This window comes from Nostoc sp. KVJ3 (assembly GCF_026127265.1).
GTDB lineage: Bacteria > Cyanobacteriota > Cyanobacteriia > Cyanobacteriales > Nostocaceae > Nostoc.
The window spans coordinates 351,108-368,382 of record NZ_WWFG01000003.1; the positions used below are offsets into that span (position 1 = coordinate 351,108).

Consider the following 17,275-nt stretch of genomic DNA (forward strand, 5'->3'; position numbering starts at 1 on the left):
TACTTACTTATCTCTCTGTTCACCCGCAAACTGATAAGAACTACCCGAACCCCCAGCATTAGCAATTAACCGCCCAAAAGCATCGTATTTTAGTTTATTTACTTGACTTACCAGCGCTATTCAGATAATTTTTTGAGTACATTTTGAACCTCATCTGCCTTTTCTGGATTAAGTTCAATGTACCTTTCAGCCGCTATTTTGAGATATTTTTTGAATATGTCCTGAGAAACTATTATTTCATCTTTATCAAGAAAGCTAAAGCGGACTCCTTCAAATATATCATCCTCATCTTCGCAAGGAAATTCACACATATTATATTCATCACCATAACCAGTACCTTCAAGAAGATAATTTAATGCTGTAGGAAAAGAGATACCTCCTATTGCATTAAAGTAGTATTTCACTATCCAAAGTGGGTCGGTTGTATGGTCTACGCCGTCAAATAATTCTTTGAGCATAAAATAAGTATCTCCTATAGTTCTGGATGGAAGTTTGTTACAATCCCATTATTATCTAAATAAACCCTGAACTTAATTCCTCCTGCCACCTCAGAGTACTGTTGCACTCTTCCCTGTATAGCTTGTTGATATCCTTTTGCCGCAGCTTCCTGTCCAAGTTCAAGTATTTTAGCATCAGAGATTATGTTAGGGTCATAGACTGTTTTTTTAAATACTTGGCTTCTAAGACTACCTGTGGGATTACCAGCTCTATCTAAAGCAGGTACTTGGTAAGAAATATCACTTAATCCATTTATTGTTGGATGATTACTTCTTCCAACAATAGTGATATTATTGACCACTGAAGCTTGTATAAATTCATTTAGGTTATGTGTACCATTTATTCCTTTCTTTTGGCTAAAACCATCAAATGTAGTCAAGTGCTTTCCTGTATTTGAGTTAATTGACATTCCTTCAATATCATTTCCAGACCAGTCTACAGCGCCTGTCTCATCTGTCCATCCATTACGGTATGATTTATACCTTGATGCTGCATATGCTTTAGCTTGATTTTCTGCCCAATTAAGGAGTCCCCTATTAGCTTCGGAAAGAGTTGGAGAAATACGACTAAAAACCTGATCTCGGACTCCTTTAGAGAGGAAAGGAGATATTGATGCAACAATATCAAAAGCACCAGTAGCTCGGTTTCCAGCCTCCCATTCTTTGAGACCACTTTGGATGCCCTGGATAGCAAAATAGATAGCAGCTTCAGGAAAAACATTAAGCAAAGCGCCACCAACGGCTCCTGCGGCTGCACTCCTTAAAACTTCACTAGGATCGAATTCGTGACCGCTTTCAACAATTTGAATATCCTGACGAACTATATTAAAAGCAGCCCCTGCTAAAGCTCCTGTTGTTACCGCATACTGCATACTGCTAAGAATGCTATTAATCGCTTCAGCAGCAGAGAGTTCTCCCAAAGATTCATAGCCAGAGGGGTCAGTAAAATTAACAGGATTAGCATTGGCATAGACATAAGCATTCTCACTAATCGGACTAGCCAAATGCCCAGCAAAAGCATCCTTAGAGATAAATCTGCCTAAATCCGAGTTATAATACCTAGCTCTGAGATAATCCAATCCAGTACTATCTCTCTGCTCACCCGCAAACTGATAAGCATTGCCCGAACCCCCAGCATGAGCAATTAACCGCCCAAAAGCATCATAGACATATCTATCTGTAACCTGACCAGTACCATCAGTCAACAAGCGAGTGGAACCCAAACCATCAGAATGATAGAATTTCTCATCACTGCCACTCTCAGACTTAATTAAACCTAAACCGTAAAAATACTTAGTTAAAATCTGACTATTAGCATCATACTCTTGCAGAACCTTAGAATAACCTCTGGGATCGACAAGATAATTCTTTCTCACGCCATCGGTAATACTTGCTACTCTATTACCGCCAGCATCGTAAATATATTTACTTTGAGAAGAACCACTAGCATTAGTTGTAGTTACCCCAATTAATCGATTTTCACCATCATTAATCCATTGGTAAACAACAGAGTTAGTCCCATCATCATTCGTCAACATGGAACCATTATTGTCGTAGGTATATTGAGTTACCTTTGTTCCCGATGTTTGAGAAGTTAGTCGATTATTCTTGTCATAAACATACGTCGTTAATCCACTGCTGGGATAAGAATCATTACGCTTTAAGCGATTTCCGACCAGATCGTAATCATAGCCAATAGTTCGATTTCCCAGAGTTGGATCGGTAATAGACTCCAGCTTTAATTGATTGACTTCATCGTAAGTGTAGTTAACAGTTCTATCAGTATCCTCTATTGCTTGAGTGCGATTGCCCACCCCATCAAGGGTATAAGCATAACTAGACAGCACTGTACCTAAAGCGTCACGAGTTTCGATTGACTTGAGTCTATTACTCGCGTCATACTGCTGGGTTTGGGTTGTACCATCGGCTAAAGCAGTACTAATTAGATTTCCTACCGCATCATAGCCGTACTTGTCCAACTGCCCACCCGATGTAACCGTATCCAACCTATTGAGCCGATCGTAGGAATAATTAACCGTACTAGCACTGGTTGTTAAAGTCTTGAGATTACCCAATACGTCATAGGTATAACCAACCGTTTGCCCGTCAGGATTAGAAATCAAATTCACCCTGTCATAACTATCAAATCCATAACTAGTAACTCCTCGACCATCAGTTACAGTTTTCACTTGAGAAGTAACGGAGTCATAAGTATCTTTACAAAGCTACTGAATTTGAACTAGTTCTTGGCATTCCAGAACAAGGCATTATCCGTAAAAAGCCAGCAGATTTTGTAGAAACTTGGGGGAGGAGGGGCAAGTACTTCTGTTGCAACCCACCAAAGAAACTCCTCAAAAACGATTTGGCTTAAGTTGGTTTTTACCTGCTATAAAAAAACATCGTACTGTTTTAATTGAAGTATTTATTGCTTCATTATTTGTACAACTATTGGGGCTAGCAAATCCCTTAATTACCCAAGTAATTATTGATAAAGTTATCATTCAAAACGGGATTAATACTCTCAATGTTCTGGGTTTTCTGCTCATAGCAATGGCTATAGTAGAGGGCATTATTACTTGGCTACGTACCAACTTGTTTGTCGATACCACCAATCGGATTGATTTGAGTTTAGGAAGTGAAGTTATCGACCACCTATTACGCTTACCACTGCGTTATTTTGAAAAGCGCCCTGTTGGGGAAATATCCAGCCGGATCAACGAATTAGAGAATATTCGCTCTTTCCTCACTGGTACTGCTCTGACTGTTGTTCTAGATGCTATATTTTCTGTTATTTATATTGTAGTCATGATTTTCTATAGCTGGCGGCTAACGATTGTAGCATTAGCAACTGTGCCATTATTCGCACTTGTTACTTTTATATTTGCACCCATTATTCGCAGTCAAACTAGAACCAAAGCCGAACGCAATGCCGAAACTCAATCGTATTTAGTTGAAGTGGTTTCTGGGATTCAAACTGTCAAAGCCCAAAATATTGAACTGAATTCTCGCTGGCAATGGCAATCTCGTTATGGAAGATATATTAGTGCTAGTTTTGAGAATGTTCTGACAAGCAATACTGCTAGTTCCCTCTCTAACTTCCTCAATAAACTATCAAGCTTACTCTTATTATGGGTAGGTGCATATTTAGTCTTGCAGCAAAAACTAACTTTGGGACAGTTAATTGCTTTCCGTATTATTGCAGGTTATGTCACCAGTCCTTTACTAAGGCTGATTCAACTGTGGCAGAACTTCCAAGAAACTGCTTTATCGCTAGAACGCTTGGCTGATATTCTCGATACTCCCCAAGAAACAGAAATTGCTGGGCGTAATAATATCCCGATGCCAGCAATTGTTGGTGCAGTTCAATATGAAAGTGTTACTTTCAGCTTCGCTAAAAGTCCTAACCCCCAACTTAATAATGTTCACCTTGATATCGAAGCTGGTATGTTTGTTGGAGTTGTGGGACAAAGTGGTGCTGGTAAAAGTACCTTAACTAAACTCTTACCTCGACTTTATGAATTAGACTCCGGTCGCATCAAAATTGATGGCTATGACATTAATAAAGTAGAACTCTACTCCCTGCGTCAACAAATCGGCATGGTGTTACAAGACACTCTGTTATTTGATACCACGGTACAAGAAAATATTGCTCTAACAATGCCTGATGCCACACCAGAAGAGATTGTGGAGGCTGCTAAGATTGCTTGCGCTCATGACTTTATTAGGGAGCAATGCGATTTTGTGAGATGACCCCACCTGGAGAGCGATCGCTAATAACATCTTACGTATATACTAAATATTTAATACAATAACCTGAGTAATATTCGTTAGAAGACACAACCTGTGCTAAAAACGAGGTTTCTGTACATTGTTGCGACTATAAAAAAGGTAAAATTTCCTTTCAAGAATAGTTTTGAAATAGGAAGTACCTACTTTTATGAAGAAAAACATATATGCAAATCTAAATTTTGCCGATTCATTATCAGATTTTAAAGAGGATGTGACGAAACTTTTAGAGTTGAAAAATATCGAGGAATGGTCTGGAAGAATAGTTAAAGAAAGAGAAGAAACAATTAGACAGGCTGCGTTAGTTTTAGCAGGCCAATGTATCGGCATATTATTGCATAAGCTTTCTCAATCAGAGTCGGCTCATCAAACAGCAATTAATCAAACCAAAGGATGGTGGCATACCGACACGCAAAGACACGGTTATACGAAGAGGGAAATATTAACAGTAGGTAATGTTGTAGTAAGTCTTAAATTACCATACGTTGTTCAAAAAAGAGAAAAAAAAGCGAAGAGTAAATCTCGTAATGTTGGATTTTGTCCCTTGTTAAAATGGTTAGGAATGTCAGAAGGCTTGACCCCATTAGTTTGGTCAGATATTACAAAATATGGTGCCATAGCTAGTTCTTTTGAAGCTGCACATACAATCCTGAGTGATTGGGGAATTAATATTAGTCTTAAACGAATTGAACGATTGACATATAAATTTGGTCAAATCGGCATTGATTTACGTCAAACTAAAATATCTAACTTGCAACAAGGTAATTTACCTGATGGGAATATACTTAAAGACCAGAGAGTTGTAATTGCTGTAGATGGTGGCAGGAGTAGAATTAGGATTAATAAAAAAGGTAGAAAAAATCTCAAAACAAACAAGCACGGCTTTACAGGGGAATGGGTTGAGCCAAAATTATTAACAATTTATGTGGTTGATGAACAAGGTAAAAAAGTTAGAAATGGCGAAATAAAGATTGTAAATGATGGCACTTATGAAGACTATAAAGGATTTTTACCAATTTTAGAAATGCATCTGATTAGTTTGGGAATTAGTCAAGCAAAACAAGTTTTATTAATTGCTGACGGTGCAGAATGGATTTGGAAGCATATTCCCCCTCTTTTAAAGAAATTGAAATCTCCCGATGCGACTTATCAATTATTTGATTTTTACCATGTTACTGAGCGGCTACAGAAATTTGCTGATGTAGCGTTTAGTGATGATAGTGAGCGAAATAATTGGTTCAAAAAAGCACGGAGAACTTTAAAAAAAAGTAATGCCATGACCATAATTAGGCAGATGGATGAATTTATCTTTGAAGCCACGGGAGAGCGTTGTAAAACTATGGTAATACAGAGAAATTACCTTTTACGTGCCTATCGTGAAAGGCGTTTAAATTACGCTAAGATACTAGACCAAAAACTACCAATAGGTAGTGGGGCAATTGAGAGTTTAATCCGTCAAGTTATCAACTTAAGAATCAAGGGTAATAGTAAATTTTGGTTGAAAGAAAATGCAGAAATTATCTTACATCTGCGTTGTCAATGGATAGCTCAAAGTTGGGATATTTTTTGTAGTTCTATCTTTAATTCCTTTATTAAACCTCAAACTGCTTGATTAATTTTATACTTGAGTTGTCATCTTTAGCTATTGCTTGCTGTAATTGACACTAAGTATTAAAGACTTAGTATAGATATTTTAGGAAATAATCGTCAAATGACTTACTAGCAATCTTTTTGAGATATATCATCAAGATGAATTCTCGTGCAAAGCAGTATTCTATTTGTAAATAAAACAACTCCGTACTGAAATATAATTTTTAGCGATCGCACTTTTTTTGTCCGACCTCACAAAATCGCATTGCTCCCTTTGCGGTTAACAAACGTGGAGTACCTCCTTCCGTTGGAATAACCGCAAGATGGTAAACGGCGTACTCAAGTAGCTTTTGAGGGCCTCCTTGCAGGTAGGCTATTAACTTCCCATCTGGACTCCAAACAGGTCGGCTACCCCAGGAGGGATCGCAATTGGGACTTTCATTGGTAGTTATTTGACGTACTTTTGCTCCTGGTTGGGCAACGATAGTGTAGACATCCCAATTGTTATGGCGATGAAAATCAACACCACGCTTGCTGACAAAAGCAATCTTGTTCCCATCTGGAGACCATTCGGGCAAATATTCATTAAACTCACCTGGTGCCAGAATATCTGCTTTGTGAGTTGCTAAGTCAAACACATAGAGATGTTGGCGACTTTTTCCGAGATATCCTTTAAAGCCATCAATGACAATTGGCTGCGCGGTCTTTTGTCCGTTCCGAGTTTCTTGCGGTGGATCTTGGGCGATTACAGCTAGTCGTTTCCCATCGGGCGCCCAAACCAAATCAGAAACACCTCCTGGAAAATCTGAAATCTTTTCTGCTTCTCCATCGGTAAGGTTCAGCAGCCAAATTTGATTGCCTCCACTCTTGGACTGACTACTGGAGAGAAAAGTCAGGTACTTTCCATCGGGACTGAAACGAGGGGAACTTTCGCTATCTTTGCTGTTAGTTAATTTTCGGGTGCGGGAGCCATCCCACGAAGTCATATAAATATGGTTGTTGACAGAATCATTATTGATATCGGTACTCTCGACCGTATAAGCTATCCAGGCTCCATCGCGAGAAATTTGCGGTTCGCTGACTTGGTGGACAGCAGAGAGATCGTCTAGGGTAATCAGCCGCTTGGACGTTGCCTGAACGTTGAGATTCATATTGATCAAAGCAGCGATCACAACACAAGCTAATGCGAGTTCTCTCAACCTTTTCATTTTTGTTATAAAAATTAGCACTGATGCTTATCTTACATCTGTTAGTCACAATGGTTGGGGTTTTTTATACGTCCCCTCGAAAAGGGGGAATAGCAAAAACGAGGTTTGGCATTATTACCTTCAAATCCTTGTCAGCAAACTTTTTCCCACCAACGTGTCTCAGAAACTGTACTTTTTGAGACATACCAAAATCATGTCTCTTTTTATGTCTCAAAATACAATTCTCTCAAAGTCTAAGGAATAATGAGACGTTATCTTAGAAAATCTGCCGCTTCTCAGTCATAAAAATCCTAATCCTCCTTTTCGAGGGTTTGTACAAAAACCCCCATCTTCTATCATCCTTGTTAAATAAGGCTTTGAAGCTAGATTGTCACTTCCTCAGCACAATTACTCTATGATTTCTGTTTTGCATAATTCCCATATCAACGCCTTACCTCGTGTTTCTATGAGCCGCATTCCGATTTTTTCTAGCACCCGCTTTGAAGCTATATTATCTGCATCGCATCCAGCCGTAACTTTTTCTATACCTGGTTGACAAAGCGTCCAATCCATCATTGCTTTTGTAGCTTCAGACGCATAACCTTGCTGTCGATATGATGGAACTATGATATAGCCTATTTCCACTGAACCTGTGGGATCTGGGAGAATTTTGAGCATAAGGTAACCAATGAGTGTCTTTTCTGCTTTATGAATGATTAAACTTCCCCATCCCCATTCACTTTGTAACGGATTCTCGCACAGGATATCTGCAATTGTTGGCAAAGATTTACCAAATATTTCATTACGCCAGTTGGGTAAAACTGTAACCGCCAGAACTCTTGCTAATTCAGGATTCCCAATGATTGCTGCTTTTATTATTTCCTGCGTAAAGGGTACTAAATATAATGATTTAGTAACAACATTTTCCATGATTATGTACTTAAAAATCTGGGACACGAGAAATTGATTTTGAGATTGATTTTATATGAAAGGGGTGAAATGAGCAGTGATACCGAAAGTTACGCTAAGGACTTGATGAACCGCTTTCAATATTGCGATCGCCACGGATAAAGCTGTACCAATTGAAGTCTCTGAAAATTAAGAGCTTCAAACCCTTGGTGTGCCGTATTAAATAGCCGCACCAAATAGCCTATAGGTTAATTGGTACATCGAGAATTGTGAAAAATATCGATTTGCAGAATGCTTATCCAGTAAGGATTACAGCCTTAGCGTAAGTTTCTGTACGATTGCTCATTTAGCCCCAGCACCAGGAGATTAAGATCCGTGCTACCAAAAAAGGCATGACCATTAAGGAATATATGATTGCTCTAGTTGAGGAGGAGCTAAAAAGGTTAAACTTAACCTAATTCCAAAGTAGTAACACCAAAAACATTGTGCCAATCAATGTTAGGTGACTCTTCTTTGTACATTCGGACACATTCAAACATAGGGTTCATTTGATATTTTTCAAATAAGATAATAGCGGATTTATTAATATTAGGAACGTCCACATAAACAGGACTTCCTTCAGCATAAGTAACTAAGGCTAAAAATAACTTTTTTGCTATGTCTTCATTTTCCGCAAATAAAGGGGCAATTTTAAAGCCATCCGTCGCTTTTCTAATCACTCCATAACCTACCAAATCAGCATCGTTGATAATAGCGTAACCTTGCCCATGAGGTTGATTAATCCATGTCGAAAGAAAATGAGGACGATAACTAGGAAAATATCGCTGATCATAACGACAAAGTTGTTCAAAATCAATAGTTTTTAAATCCCTCACATCGGGCAAGATTTTTCCAGAAATTATCCCTTGATAACGGAGATGAGAATGAGCAGGTTTAAAACCAAATCTTTGATAATTATTAACTTGTTCTAAGACAGCATCTAAAGCAGCAGGTTGATTAGAAATTAACTTCAATGCTTCAAGCCATGTTTTTAAACCAAATCCTTTTTTTCGTTCTTCGGGTTTAACAATATAAATACCAATAAAATTAAATTTAGCACTATATCGCACTACAGAAATACAGCTAATAGGTTTCCCATTTAATTCTCCAATTAAAAACCCACCTGGATCGGCAATATAAAAATTATCAACATCATCAATACCCGGATTCCACCCCTCAAAAGCTGCCCAGCTTAAGACAATTTTTAGATCATCTTTGGTCATGGTACGAACTTGAAAATTATCTTCTGTAATAGTCATTTTTTTGCTCCTGTTTAAAATCTTGCAAGCGCAACAGCCCTCGTCATTCCATTGTTTTTACAAAACTAAACATACATATTTTTTTCGTGCCTACCTACTTAAAATAGCTTTTTTTGTGAGCTTTACCCCATTCTCATAGGTTGGCATAATTTATTTTCTGGAAGTCCCTAAAACTCCTAATCCTCCTTTTCGAGGGTTTGTACAAAAAACCTTTACACCATCATTCAAGAGCGATCGCTTTTTTCTAACTGAGGGTTTCAGTTTCATCAACGACAAATAGTCTACCTGCCTGACGAATAGCTTCGGGTTTGTGAATTTGCAGAAACCTTAACACTCCGATGCCCAGCAATAGCCAAATTAAGACGACAACTGGTGCTAAGTGAAGGGGTGCTGGTGGAGGGGGATAAAGAGTGCCAACTAGAACACCACTAATCGTAATTATCGAGAGCCAAGGTAGCAGAACATAACGCAACCAACCAAAGCGAATCGTAGAGTTTTGCTCCAACTGAGCGCGGCGTTTTGTCGAGAAATATCGAAAACACGCTAAACTAGTCAATCCATAGATCGCTAGGGCAGCGATCGTTAAAACTATACCCAGAAAGCCAAACGCCTGAATCGGTGTCCACAGTATTCCCAACCCCAACCCCACAAACGCAGAACTGCCACACAAACCGAGAATGGCATTTGTCGGTGTGCGATATGTGGGATGAATGTGCATCAACCAACGGGGAAATAGTTCTTCTCGACTTATGGTATAGACAATCCGAGCAGCAGCGTTGAGAAAGGCAACGGCAGAGGCATATCCAGCCATAATGCCGGCAAAATCAATCAATAAGGCAAACCCATTGCCCCAAACGTGACGCGCAATCGTATCGAAGGGGGCAGCATCTTGGGACAAGGCTGCCATGTTATGAATGCCATATCCCACCGTTGCCACATATGACATCAGTACGGGAGCAATGCGATTTTGTGAGGTCTGGTCAAAAACAAGCGATCGCTAAAAATTATATTTAGGTACAAGGTGATTTTATTTGCAAATAAAATACTGATTTACATGAGAATTAATCTTGATGAGATATCTCACAAAGATTGCTAGCAAGTCATTTGACAATTATGTTTAAAAATATCTGCAATCAGTCTTTTATACTGAGTATTAATTATCTCAAGAAGAAATTAAAGACAGGATTAAAGTATAAAATTTATCAAGCAGTTTGAGGTTTAATAAAGGAATTAAAGATAAAAGTACAAAAATTATCCCAACTTCCAGCTACTGTGATTTTACCCCCTGCATGACCAAATTTTGAACCATAACGTGACCAAAAGTTAACGTAATTTCAAGCTTTTGAGCCAATCAATAACTTAACTTTATGAATCAAATTATGTCCGCGTGTTTTAAATGTGAATCATAATACGACCAAAAGTTTTATTTTGAGACTTGGTAAAAAATGCCGAGCAAGACACACTAATTTAGTCGAAAATTTTAAACTTTCGGTCAAAATATGATTCAAAATGTCCACAATATGTTTCAAAAATATGTTTCGCCAGAAACTGAGTGATAAAGCGATCGCCTGAAATCTGAATTTTTATTTCTCTCTCATCGCGGTACGGTACAAATGAACTATTTGACCATGTTCCTTGCTGTAATTGAGTTTTGAGTTTTTTGAACTCCATTTATAGCTTTGAACTATATGTTGTCCTAGTACAGAGTGAAGTATTTCGTGACCGTTTGGCTAAATTATCGTTCAAATCACAGCTACCCATTGACAACGCAGATGTAAGATAATTTCTGCATTTTCTTTCAACCAAAATTTACTATTACCCTTGATTCTTAAGTTGACAACTTGACGGATTAAACTCTCAATTGCCCCACTACCTATTGGTAGTTTTTGGTCTAGTATCTTAGCGTAATTTAAACGCCTTTCACGATAGGCACGTAAAAGGTAATTTCTCTGTATAACCATAGTTTTACAACGCTCTCCCGTGGCTTCAAAGATAAATTCATCCATCTGCCTAATTATGGTCATAGCATTACTTTTTTTTAAATTTCTCCGTGCTTTTTTAAACCAATTATTCCGCTCCTTATCATCACTAAACGCTACATCAGCAAATTTCTGTAGTCGCTCATTAACATGGTAAAAATCAAATAATTGATAAGTCGCATCGGGAGATTTCATTTTTTTAAAAAGAGGTGGAATATGTTTCCAAATCCATTCAGCACCGTCAGCAATTAATAAAACTTGTTTTGCTTGACTAATTCCTAAACTAATCAGATGCATTTCTAAAATTGGTAAAAAGCCTTTATAGTCTTCATAAGTGCCATCATTTACAATCTGGATCTCGTTACTTTTGACTTTTTTTCCCTGTTCATCAACCACATAAATTGTTACTAATTTTGGCTCAACCCATTCCCCTATAAAGCCATGCTTGTTTGTTTTGGGATTTTTTCTACCTTTTTTATTAATCCTAATTTTACTCCTACCACCATCTACAGCAATTACAACCCTCTGGTCTTTAAGTATATTCCCATCAGGTAATTTCCCTTGTTGCAAGTTAGATATTTTAGTTTGACGTAAATCGATGCCGATTTGACCAAATTTATATGTCAATCGTTCAATTCGTTTAACACTAATATTAATTCCCCAATCGTCCAGGATTGTATGTGCAGCTTCAAAAGAACTAGCTATGGCACCACCTAACAGCAATATCTGACCAAACTAATGGAGTTAGTCCCTCTGACATTCCTAACCATTTTAACAAGGGACAGAATCCAACATGAGTAGATTTATTCTTCGCTTTTTTTTCTTTTTTTTGAACAACGTATGGTAATTTGAGGCTTACTACAACATTACCTACTGTTAATATTTCCCTCTTCGTATAACCATGTTTTCGCGTGTCGGTATGCCACCAACCTTTGGTTTGATTAATTGCTGTTTTATGAGCTGACTCTGATTGAGAAAGCTTATGCAATAATATGGCAATACATTGACCTGCTAAAACTAACGCAGCCTGTCTGATTTTTTCTTCTGTTTCTTTAACTATTCTTCCAGACCATTCCTCGATATTTTTAAAATCTAAAAGTTTTGTAACATCCTCTTGAAAATCTGATAATGAATCAGCGAAATTTAGATTCGCAGATATGTTTTTTTCCATAAAGGTAGATACTTCCTATTTCAAAACTATTCCTGAAAGGAAATTTTACCTTTTTTATAGTCGCAACAATTTACAGAAATCTCGTTTTTGGTACAGGTTGTATTTCTACTTAATATTACTAATATTAGTGTATCAAATATTTAGTTAATACGTAAGAAGTGATTAGCGATCGCTTGTTTTTGACCAGACCTCACAAAATCGCATTGCTCCCTATCCACAGCTACACGGGAGCAATGCGATTTTGTGAGGTCAGCCAAAAAAGGTGCGATCGCTAAATCCCTTTTTCAGTGATTGAAATATATTTATACCGAATAAATAGTATTTATACTGTAATAATGATGATCTGATTCACAACGAGTTTTCAGTTTCTTTTTCTGACAATAAAAAAAGGTAAGATTCTCAAGTAGCAATAGTTTTGTGATAAGGATTATCTACCTTAATGGAAAAAAATATATATGCAACGTTAGATTTAAGTAAATCATTATCAGATTTTTCTTTGGAAGTTATAAAATCTTTAGAATTGACGAATATCAATGAATGGAATGGGCAAATTTTTAAACAGAGAGAAGAAAAGATTAGAGAAGTTGCACTTATTTTAGCTGGTCAATGTATTGCCATCTTGTTGTATAATCTTTCCCAATCTCAGTTAGCTAATCAAACTGCGATTATTCAAACAAGAAATTGTGAGGATGGCAAGACGCAAAGACACGGTTATAGAAAATGGCAGATATTAACAGTTGGGAATGTTTTAGTTACTCTAAAACTACCATATATGGTAAGAAAAAAGTCAAAAGCAAAGACCAAAAGTAAAATTTACAATCAAGGATGTTGTCCCTTTTTAAAATGGTTGGGTTTGTCAGAAGGTTTGACCCCTGCTGTTTGGACAACTATAGCTCAATATGGCGCGATTGCTAGTTCCTTTGAAGCTTCACATACAATTCTCATCAGTTGGGGAATTAATATTAGTTTAAAACGGATTGAGCGATTAACATATAAATTTGGCCAAATTGGCATTGATTTACGTCAAGCTAAAATATCTAACTTGCAGCAAGGTAAATTACTTGATGGAAATATACTTAAAGACCAGAGAGTTGTAATTGCTGTAGATGGTGGCAGGAGTAGAATTAGGATTAATAAAAAAGGTAGAAAAAATCCCAAAACAAACAAGCATGGCTTTATAGGAGAATGGGTTGAGCCAAAATTAGTAACAATTTATGTGGTTGATGAACAGGGAAAAAAAGTAAAAACTAAGGACATCCCTATTATCAACGATGGTACGTATGAAGATTATAAGGGATTTTTACCAATATTAGAAATGCATCTGATTAGTTTAGGAATTAGTCAAGCAAAACAAGTTTTATTAATTGCTGACGGTGCTGGATGGATTTGGAAACATATCCCTCCCCTTTTAAAGAAATTGAAATCTCCCAATGCCACTTATCAATTATTTGATTTTTACCATGTTACTGAGCGACTACATAAATTTGCTGATGTAGCTTTTAATGATGATAAAGAGCGGAATAATTGGTTTAAAAAAGCACGGAGAACTTTAAAAAAAAGTAATGCAATGACCATAATTAGGCAGATGGATGAATTTATCTTTGAAGCTACGGGAGAACGTTGTAAAACGATGGTAGTACAGAGAAATTATCTTTTACGTGCTTATCGTGAAAGGCGTTTAAATTACGCTAAGATACTAGACCAAAAACTACCAATAGGTAGTGGGGCAATTGAGAGTTTAATCCGTCAAGTTGTCAACTTAAGAATCAAGGGTAACAGTAAATTTTGGTTGAAAGAAAATGCAGAAATTATCTTACATCTGCGTTGTCAATGGATAGCTGGAAGTTGGGATAATTTTTGTGGTTCTATCTTTAATTCCTTTATCAAATCCCAAACTGCTTGATAAATTTTATACTTTAGTCTTGTCTTTAATTTATTTTTTAGCATAATTGATACTAAGTATAAAAGGCTGATTGCAGATATTTTCAGAAATAATCGTCAAATGACTTGCTAGCAATCTTTTTGAGATATCTCATCAAGATGAATTTTTGTGTAAGTCAGTATTGTATTTGCAAATAAAATCACCTTGTAGTTAAATATAATTTTTAGCGATCGCTGGTTTTTGACCAGACCTCACAAAATCGCATTGCTCCCCAGCTACACCATAAAAGTTTCGCCAATAACACTAGAGAAACAAAAAGCGGCAGCAGGATTACTGGCACTACCAATAAACTCGAAATTCTTTACGAACATATCTGTCGTTCCATTGTTAACTGTATAAAAGCCCTGGAAATTTGTGGTAGCTGAGACTATATAGCTTCCAGTGCCAAAAAGCAGTTTATCTTTATTGCCATTGCCACCATCAAAAAATCCGTTCCCAAATCCTTTGAGGACATCTGCGCCATCTCCGAGAAGGATAATGCCATTGCCCTCGAAGCCACCAGTGAGAGCATCAACTATGTCGTTCCCAACTCCAGTCTCGATAATGCCGCTATTGAAGACACCACCGAAAACACTACCGCCGCCAGTATTGATAGTGGCAGTGCCAGTGATTGTGTCGTTGCCATCACCACTATTGATAGTACCTTCGTTGTAGATACCGACGGGGTTGTACTCGCTGTTAGTTTCAATACCAGTGCCAGTGATTATGTCGTTACCATCGCCAGTATTGATATTCCCTCTGTTGGAGATGCCACTCAAGACGTTACCGACGTTAGCATACGTCCCATTAATACTCCCAGTGATTGTGTCGTTACCAGCACCAGTATCAATAACGCCTCCATACTTATTATCAATACCAACACTATCACTACCACCTCCAGCGCCATAGATCACGTCATCGCCAGCGGCAGTATTAATAGTGCCTTCATTGTAGATGCCGACGTTGGCAGCGCCAGTGATTGTGTCATTGCCAGCACCAGTATTGATAACGCCACTGTTATCAATGCCGTCGTAGCCGTTAGTTCCATTGATCAAGTCATCACCAGTGCCAGTATCGATGATGCCCGTGTTGTAGATGCCCATGAAGCCACCATGTCCGGCGATTGTGTCGTTGCCAGCACCGGTATTGATAGTGCCTTCGTTGAAGATGCCAGTGTGTACATTGCTGACAGAGCCATAGATCAAGTCATCACCAGTACCAGTATCAATGATGCCCCCGATTTTATTGTAGATACCAAGGGGGTTGTATTCTTGGTTAGTTGCTATACCACTGATTATATCATTACCAGCACCAGTTTTGATGATACCAGTGTTTTCAATGCCGGAGCCACCGAAGACACCCCCACCGGTATTGCCATTGCCAGTGCCAGAGATCAAGTCATTGCCAGTGCCAGTATCAATGATGCCCCTATTGTCAATGCCATCGCCACCATTACCAGTAATTGTGTCGTTACCAGCACCAGTATTAATAGTGCCTTTGTTGTTAGAAATGCCCTCGCCACCATTGCCAGTACCAGTGCCAATACCAGTGATCTGGTCGTTGCCAGCACCAGTAATGATGCTGCCATAGTCATTGAAGATGCCGATACTGTTAATGCCTTTACCATTGCCAGTGATAGTGTCGCTGCCAGCGCAGGTTTTGATAATGCCACCTTTGTTGAAGATACCTACTAAGTTGCCAGTGCCAGTTAGCTGGTCGTTGCCCGAAAGCGTATTGACCATACCAGTATTTATTATTTCTACAGTAGTTCCTCTATGAGGAACTATGTCAGCACCAGTGGTAAATGTTAGCTTGGAGATATCTATAGCCATAGTGCAAAATAATCCTGTAAAACGAGGGTGATGCTTGCATAGCGGTATTTAAATTGGGAGAATTTATACATTGATAGAAGTTTAGTTCTGTGTATAAGCTCTATTTAGTTTTCTTAATAACTTGCTAGCCAACTGTTGTTAAGATGACACTACGCTGTTTGAAATCATGTTTTAGCAAGCGTTTGAAAATATCAAATTTGTATAAGTTCTACTAAATACTTCCAAAGGTATGGGGGGGTACTAGAGCGCCAGTCCAGTAGAAAGTAACGTTTGTAAATTAGCACTCTTTGTCAAAGTCATTTTTTAACGTAGACGCTTCTCTACGAGACGCTACGCGAACGGCTTGCCGCAGGCTACCACAGAGGCGCAGAGTACACAGAGAGAAGAAAGAGAAGGAAAAAATTGCTTAATTGAACTGTATTGCATTATCTGGAAGCGATCGCCTCTTTTGCGTTTTTCCAGCCTGCAAAGCTAGGTGGAAATCCTTGCACATTCTCATAGCCTAATAGGTGCAGTGTCATTACTCCCATTGCCGATCGATAACCGGAGGAACAGTACAACACCACGGGGCGAGTGCGTGGAATTTGATTCAGATTGTGCGACAGGGTTCGCAGGGGAATGTTAATTGCGTTAGGTATATGTCCAGACCGATACTCAGAGACTTCTCGCACATCTACTAACATAGGTTGAGACTTCTTTAACAGGCTTTTCAACTCTTCGACACTGGCGATCGTGTAATAGCCTGCTGGAATCGATGTGAGAAAGCGATCGACTCCCGATTCCAGATTGTGGGGTTCAAGCAGGGTTTGCATCCTTTCTTGAGATATCGATTCAGCTTCCGTGAGAGTTGCTGCTATAGTCGGGTCTTGCCCAACACCAAGCAATAGGCAAAAACACATAGCAAATCCCAGCAATATGGTCTGAATTAGTTTCTTAGATATCATATAATTTCGCAATTGTAAGGGAACAAGTCAATTAATTATGGCGTTCCTTTATTTAGCAGGACTTACGCATAGGTAACGGAAAATCGTAGACGCATTAGCGAAGCGGTAGCGACGTTCGCGTAGCGTCTCGCAGAGAAGGAGCGTCAGCGGCTTCCCGCAGG

General features: G+C 38.4%; 11 protein-coding genes and 2 pseudogenes. 3 read left to right on the forward strand and 10 right to left on the reverse strand.

Annotation, left to right across the window (positions count from 1 at the left end):
- Window positions 1–116: 116 nt before the first annotated feature.
- Together cdiI and GTQ43_RS32935 are read right to left on the reverse strand one after the other, a co-directional pair.
- Complete coding sequence (cdiI, locus tag GTQ43_RS32930) at window positions 117–458, reverse strand: ribonuclease toxin immunity protein CdiI (RefSeq protein ID WP_265276938.1); 342 nt, start codon at window positions 456–458, stop codon at window positions 117–119.
- Window positions 459–472: 14 nt separating this feature from the next.
- Window positions 473–2,686, reverse strand: a complete 2,214-nt coding sequence (locus tag GTQ43_RS32935; protein WP_265276939.1) for an RHS repeat-associated core domain-containing protein — start codon at window positions 2,684–2,686, stop codon at window positions 473–475.
- Window positions 2,687–2,700: 14 nt separating this feature from the next.
- Here GTQ43_RS32935 and GTQ43_RS32940 point away from each other — a divergent pair.
- Window positions 2,701–4,220: pseudogene (locus GTQ43_RS32940) on the forward strand (peptidase domain-containing ABC transporter); the annotation flags it as partial.
- Window positions 4,221–4,434: 214 nt separating this feature from the next.
- Entirely contained in the window at window positions 4,435–5,895 is a 1,461-nt protein-coding gene (locus tag GTQ43_RS32945) for an ISLre2 family transposase (RefSeq protein WP_265276940.1), read from the forward strand.
- Between the two features lie 202 nt (window positions 5,896–6,097).
- Here GTQ43_RS32945 and GTQ43_RS32950 read toward each other — a convergent pair whose 3' ends face one another.
- From GTQ43_RS32950 to GTQ43_RS32975, 6 genes and pseudogenes are all read right to left on the reverse strand, one after another.
- Complete coding sequence (locus GTQ43_RS32950) at window positions 6,098–7,081, reverse strand: TolB family protein (RefSeq protein WP_265276941.1); 984 nt, start codon at window positions 7,079–7,081, stop codon at window positions 6,098–6,100.
- 387 nt (window positions 7,082–7,468) lie between these two features.
- Window positions 7,469–7,990 (reverse strand): GNAT family N-acetyltransferase, encoded by a 522-nt coding sequence (locus tag GTQ43_RS32955; protein ID WP_265276942.1) that lies wholly within the window; start codon window positions 7,988–7,990, stop codon window positions 7,469–7,471.
- Between the two features lie 428 nt (window positions 7,991–8,418).
- Window positions 8,419–9,267, reverse strand: a complete 849-nt coding sequence (locus GTQ43_RS32960) for a GNAT family N-acetyltransferase (RefSeq protein WP_265276943.1) — start codon at window positions 9,265–9,267, stop codon at window positions 8,419–8,421.
- A 244-nt stretch (window positions 9,268–9,511) separates the two neighbouring features.
- Window positions 9,512–10,213: an APC family permease gene (locus tag GTQ43_RS32965; protein ID WP_265276944.1), complete on the reverse strand. Its 702-nt coding sequence runs from the start codon at window positions 10,211–10,213 to the stop codon at window positions 9,512–9,514.
- Between the two features lie 521 nt (window positions 10,214–10,734).
- On the reverse strand, window positions 10,735–10,938 hold the full coding sequence (locus GTQ43_RS32970; RefSeq protein WP_265276945.1) for a hypothetical protein: 204 nt from the start codon (window positions 10,936–10,938) through the stop codon (window positions 10,735–10,737).
- Between the two features lie 71 nt (window positions 10,939–11,009).
- Window positions 11,010–12,417 (reverse strand): annotated as a pseudogene (locus GTQ43_RS32975) (ISLre2 family transposase).
- 439 nt (window positions 12,418–12,856) lie between these two features.
- Here GTQ43_RS32975 and GTQ43_RS32980 point away from each other — a divergent pair.
- Window positions 12,857–14,320 carry an ISLre2 family transposase gene (locus tag GTQ43_RS32980; RefSeq protein ID WP_265276946.1) on the forward strand — a complete coding sequence of 488 codons (1,464 nt, stop codon included), beginning with the start codon at window positions 12,857–12,859 and terminating at the stop codon, window positions 14,318–14,320.
- A 254-nt stretch (window positions 14,321–14,574) separates the two neighbouring features.
- On the opposite strand, the gene GTQ43_RS32985 is transcribed toward GTQ43_RS32980, so the two are convergent.
- Window positions 14,575–16,170: a calcium-binding protein gene (locus GTQ43_RS32985; RefSeq protein WP_265276947.1), complete on the reverse strand. Its 1,596-nt coding sequence runs from the start codon at window positions 16,168–16,170 to the stop codon at window positions 14,575–14,577.
- Between the two features lie 425 nt (window positions 16,171–16,595).
- Window positions 16,596–17,114 carry a rhodanese-like domain-containing protein gene (locus GTQ43_RS32990; protein WP_265276948.1) on the reverse strand — a complete coding sequence of 173 codons (519 nt, stop codon included), beginning with the start codon at window positions 17,112–17,114 and terminating at the stop codon, window positions 16,596–16,598.
- Window positions 17,115–17,275: the final 161 nt, after the last annotated feature.